This window comes from Candidatus Nitrosotalea sp. FS, from assembly GCF_011319475.1.
GTDB lineage: Archaea > Thermoproteota > Nitrososphaeria > Nitrososphaerales > Nitrosopumilaceae > Nitrosotalea.
The window spans coordinates 1-4,878 of record NZ_RCMC01000161.1 but is presented as its reverse complement, the minus strand read 5'-3'; the positions used below and the strand labels follow the sequence as shown (position 1 = coordinate 4,878).

General features: G+C 41.1%; 5 protein-coding genes and 5 pseudogenes. 5 read left to right on the top strand and 5 right to left on the bottom strand.

Annotated elements, in window-relative coordinates; genetic code table 11:
- Nucleotides 1-273 (top strand): hypothetical protein (locus DYY66_RS05610; protein ID WP_166286935.1); only part of this gene is annotated, 273 nt, incomplete at its 5' end.
- Here DYY66_RS05610 and glyA read toward each other — a convergent pair.
- Nucleotides 270-1,592, bottom strand: a complete 1,323-nt coding sequence (gene glyA / locus DYY66_RS05605) for a serine hydroxymethyltransferase (protein WP_166286933.1) — start codon at nucleotides 1,590-1,592, stop codon at nucleotides 270-272. The genes DYY66_RS05610 and glyA overlap by 4 nt on opposite strands.
- A 120-nt stretch (nucleotides 1,593-1,712) precedes the next feature.
- On the opposite strand from glyA, the pseudogene DYY66_RS05600 reads away from it, so the two are divergent.
- The 4 genes and pseudogenes from DYY66_RS05600 to DYY66_RS05585 form a co-directional block, all read left to right on the top strand.
- Nucleotides 1,713-2,147: pseudogene (locus tag DYY66_RS05600) on the top strand (TCP-1/cpn60 chaperonin family protein); the annotation flags it as partial.
- A 1-nt stretch (nucleotide 2,148) separates the two neighbouring features.
- A pseudogene (locus DYY66_RS05595) lies at nucleotides 2,149-2,446 on the top strand (TCP-1/cpn60 chaperonin family protein); the annotation flags it as partial.
- Between the two features lies 1 nt (nucleotide 2,447).
- A partial coding sequence (thsB, locus tag DYY66_RS05590; RefSeq protein ID WP_166286937.1) for a thermosome subunit beta occupies nucleotides 2,448-3,587 on the top strand: 1,140 nt, incomplete at its 5' end.
- A gap of 198 nt (nucleotides 3,588-3,785) precedes the next feature.
- Nucleotides 3,786-4,064, top strand: a complete 279-nt coding sequence (locus DYY66_RS05585) for a hypothetical protein (RefSeq protein ID WP_166286931.1) — start codon at nucleotides 3,786-3,788, stop codon at nucleotides 4,062-4,064.
- 38 nt (nucleotides 4,065-4,102) lie between these two features.
- Here the strand turns inward: DYY66_RS05585 and DYY66_RS14250 are convergent.
- From DYY66_RS14250 to DYY66_RS05570, 4 genes and pseudogenes are all read right to left on the bottom strand, one after another.
- A pseudogene (locus DYY66_RS14250) lies at nucleotides 4,103-4,284 on the bottom strand (DUF1801 domain-containing protein); the annotation flags it as partial.
- A 3-nt stretch (nucleotides 4,285-4,287) separates the two neighbouring features.
- Nucleotides 4,288-4,415, bottom strand: a pseudogene (locus DYY66_RS14245) (DUF1801 domain-containing protein); the annotation flags it as partial.
- A gap of 149 nt (nucleotides 4,416-4,564) precedes the next feature.
- Nucleotides 4,565-4,724: pseudogene (locus DYY66_RS05575) on the bottom strand (type I glutamate--ammonia ligase); the annotation flags it as partial.
- Nucleotides 4,725-4,741: 17 nt separating this feature from the next.
- Nucleotides 4,742-4,854 (bottom strand): hypothetical protein (locus DYY66_RS05570; protein WP_394352582.1); only part of this gene is annotated, 113 nt, incomplete at its 3' end.
- Nucleotides 4,855-4,878 lie beyond the last annotated feature (24 nt).

Sequence of the window (4,878 nt, the reverse complement as noted above, 5' to 3'; positions counted from 1 at the left end):
GCTTACTCTGGCCAGTCTTTCCGATGCACTGCATGTGGTGCAAGCTACAGAAGAGTTCCTCTTGCCGGAAAATGTCTAGAGTGCGGCAATAAACTAATCCAGACCATGACAAGACCTTCTGTGCAAAAATATCTCAAGCTTGCAAGAAGAATGCTTGGCAAGTATACCATTTCTCCATATCTTAGAGGACGTGTGCTTTCACTATTGGATGAGCTTGAACTGGTATTTGGCAAAGAAGAAAGCAGCCAATCTATTCTTACAGACTTTGCCTAGCGAATCTTGATGTAATCATATCCGCCATGCTTGCTTTCAAAGCAATAGCGAACCTTCTGAAAGTCTTTTCTAAATTTCTTGACATCTGATGCAATCTTTTTCTTGTCTTTTTTATCCACAACTACTTTTTTGATAAACTCTGCCACTTCTTCCATGTCAGATGTTTTCATGCCAAGTCGTGTTAATTCTGCAACACCAAGTCTTATTCCACCTGGATGGAAATAGTTTCGTCCAGCCTTGATGTCTCCTGGAATGAGTTGTCTGTTTATGATGATGTTTGCCTTTTCAAGATCTGCCTCAATTGTTCCACCGTCACCAAATGAAAGTACGTTTACAACTATCTGGTGAGATTTTGTAAATCCACGTTTTTCACCAAGTACTGAGAAACCATATGAATTCAGTGCTTCTGCAAGTGCTTTTGCATTCTTTATGACTTGGGCTGCATATTTTTTGCCAAACTCTAACATCTCTGCATAAGCAATTGCCTTTCCTGCCATGTGGTGCAAGTGGTGATTGCTGGTCATTCCTGGGAATGTTGCCTTTTTGATACTCTCACCATATTTTTCAAATGAGCAGACCATTCCACCCTGAGGACCAAACAAAGTCTTGTGAGTACTCATTGTCATTGCATCTGCACCTTCTCTTAGTGGATCCTGGAACTGTCCTCCTGCAATGAGTCCTGCAACGTGAGCACCGTCATAATTGACAAACATATTGTAACTTTTTAGAAAATCTGCAAGTTCCTTTACTGGATGCGGGAATAAGAAAACTGAACCTCCAAACATTGCTAATTTAGGAATCTTGCCAGCTTTTTCAAGCTCCTTTACTTTTTCTTTTGTCTTGTCAACATCAATTGTCATCTCTTCGGCATCAAATGGATAGAATTCAATGTCTAATCCATGGACAAGGCCTGCAGTACCTGCATGTTCTTTCTTGCCGTGTGATATGTGACCACCAGATGGAATTGAAGGAGCAAGCATAACATCGCCTGGATTTGTAAATGCAGAATAGATAGCTAGGTTTGCAACTACGCCAGAGATTGGCCTTACATCAACAAACTCTGCCTTGAATAATTTTTTTGCAAGTGCCATGCACTTGAACTCTACCTCATCAATGTAGATACATCCAGCATAGACCCGCTCGCCAGGCCAGCCTTCTGCATATCTATTGGCAAAGTCTGAAACTGTTGCCTCTCGGACTGCCGGACTGGTAACATTTTCACTTGCAATTAGAGGAATTGAATTTGCAAACCATTCATTATGCGTTTTTAGCAGTTTAAGCACTTCATCGTAAGATGATCGCGGTGAAGAACGAGACATATCTAGTCCCGACAGTTTTCCTAATTTAAAAACATCGGAAGTGTTGAAAATTATCTATTTCAAGTGTAAAGGATTTCGATCTCATAAGACATAATAAGGGAAAATCGACCTCTTGCAAATATGTCGATTCAGTCTTCATCTGGTGGAATACCAGTAGTTATTCTAAAAGACGGTGCTCAACAGACCAAGGGTCGTGACGCACAGAAAAACAATATCGCAGCAGCAAAATTAATTGCCGAAATTGTTCATTCAAGTCTTGGCCCACGTGGAATGGACAAGATGCTTGTTGATTCACTTGGAGACGTTACAATTACAAACGACGGTGCTACTATACTAAAAGAAATTGATGTCCAACACCCAGCTGCAAAGATGCTAGTTGAGATCTCAAAGGCAACTGACAATGAAGTCGGAGATGGAACAACATCTGCAGTAGTTCTTGCAGGAGCATTATTGGAGAACGCAGAAGCTCTAGTTTTGCAAGACGTGCACCCAACAATTATCGTTGATGGTTATAGAAAGGCTGCAATTAAGGCAGTAGAGCTCTTAGAAAAAATGNCACCCAACAATTATCGTTGATGGTTATAGAAAGGCTGCAACCAAGGCAGTAGAGCTCTTAGAAAAGATTGCAGACAAGGTTTCTGCAACTGACAAGGACGTACTTGAGAGAATCGCAAGAACATCCATGCAGACAAAACTTGTCAGAAAAGACTCTGCAAATCTAGCAGACATGATTGTAAAATCTGTACTTGCAGTAGCTGAAAAGAAAGAAGACGGATATCTTGTCGATATTGATGATATCAAGGTAGAAAAGAAGGCTGGTGGCTCTGTCAAAGACTGTGCAATCATCAAGGGAANGTATCTGAAAAGAAAGACGACGGATATCTTGTTGATATTGATGATATTAAAGTAGAAAAGAAAGCTGGTGGCTCCATCAAGGACTGCGCAATTATCAAAGGAATAGTTCTTGACAAAGAGATTGTACACAGCGGAATGCCAAAGAAAATTGATCATGCAAAGATTGCTCTAGTTAACAATGCACTTGAGATTGACAAAACAGAATTTGATGCAAAGATAAACATCACAAATCCACAACAGATGAAATCATTTCTTGATGAAGAACAAAAAATGATCAAAAACATGGTGGATAAAGTGATTGCTTCTGGAGCAAATGTTCTGTTCTGCCAAAAAGGAATTGATGACATGGCACAACACTATCTTGCAAAAGCAGGAATACTCACAGTAAGAAGAATAAAAGAAAGCGATATGACAAAGCTTGCAAAAGCAACAGGTGCCAGAATTATAAGTAATTTCGATGACTTGTTTGAAAAAGATCTAGGTTCTGCTGATCTAGTAGAAGAAAGAAAAGTAGAGACTGACAAATGGACCTTTGTTGAAGGCTGCAAGCATCCAAAGGCAGTTACACTTCTTCTAAGAGGCGGTTCACAAAGAGTAGTAGATGAGGTAGAGAGATCAGTACACGACGCATTGATGGTTGTAAAAGACGTAATGGAAAAACCATTCATAGTAGCAGGCGGCGGTGCACCAGAAACTTATGCTGCAACAAAACTACGAGAGTGGGCAAAAACACTAGAAGGCAGAGAACAACTTGCAGTAGAAAAATTTGCAGACTCTTTAGAAGTAATTCCAATCACACTTGCTGAGAATGCAGGAATGGATCCAATTGACACATTAGCATCATTACGATCAAAACAACTCAAAGGAAACAAATGGACAGGAATTGATGTCATGAAAGCACAAGTTGCTAGCATGCATGCAAGCGATATCTTTGAGCCACTCTCTGTCAAGATCCAAATTATCACATGCGCAACAGAAGCAGCATCTATGATACTAAGAATCGATGATGTCATTGCCACTGCAAAATCTGCAGGAGGACCACCGCCAGGCGCAGAAGGTATGGGCGGAATGGGAGGTATGCCTGGTATGGGAGGCATGGGTGGTATGGGCGGAATGGGAATGCCCGGCATGGATATGTAATTAACGGATANTTATTGCCACTGCAAAATCTGCAGGAGGACCACCACCAGGAGCAGAAGGCATGGGAGGTATGGGTGGAATGCCTGGTATGGGAGGCATGGGCGGAATGGGTGGTATGGGCATGCCTGGCATGGATATGTAATTAACGGATCCAACATTTCTCTCAAAGTTTATTTGACTAATCCAGATAGGAATTCTATGCAAATAGGTGGAACCAAAATTCTAACTGGTGCAAGATATGTCTATCTTGTAGCATTCTTTGCATTGCTCTCCGGATTGTTCTATCCTATAATCACTCACAGTAGCTGGGATCTAGTTATTTCAGGAACTCTGATTCTCTTTGTGGGTCTTGCAGGAACTGTTACAATTTACAAAGCAGCTACAGCTGAAAAACACAAGAAAGCCTATCTCATTATTGGTTTGGCAATTACATCAGTTGCATTGTTCCTTGTGTACGGTGCAATTGGAAGAATCTAGATTCTAAATTTTCTAAACACATCTTAAATGAAAATGTCTTAGGAAGTGTTCAGTGCCACGGCCTCGCGGATGAGTGCCTTGAATGCAATCTTGTCAACCTTATCACCTTCATGAAAGTCGATTGCACGTCTTGCATTGCCTTCAAGACTCGAGTTGAAGATCTTCTTGGGATCTTTCATCTTGGCACCTTTGGGAAAAGTCAGCTTGACTGCATTCTTGTNNNGGATCTGCTTGCTTGATAAGAGCACGCAGCTGGGATAACATTTCACCACGCCAATCATCCAGCTCCTCGATTCTAGCATCTATCAGCTGAGATGGTGACTCGTCCTTCTTGGCAGAGATCTTTTTCATGTTACTATAACATTCTCCAAAGTATGAAAATGTACTAGATCTTCTAGTCTAGATATCAAAATAAAGATAGAACTCGTGTGGATGAGGTCTTATTGAGATCTCATGGTCATCTGCCCTTTCTATCTCAACTATCTTATCGATTGTCTCGNAGATATCAAAATAAAGATAGAACTCGTGCGGATGTGGTCTAATTGATACCTCATGGTCATCTGCTCTTTCTACCTCAATTAGTTTATCGATTGTTTCATTTGAGAATATTGGTGCAAGGAACTTTCTGTCGCTTTCAAGTTCATCTAGTGCCTCTCCCAATGTTGCAGGCAAGTCANATTGGTGCAAGGAACTTTCTGTCGCTTTCCAGCTCATCTAATGCCTCTCCCAAAGTTGCAGGTAGGTCCTTGATTCCTTTTGCAACTCTCTGTGCTTTGGTCATCTTGTAAATATCCTCATAAACTGCGTCACCTGG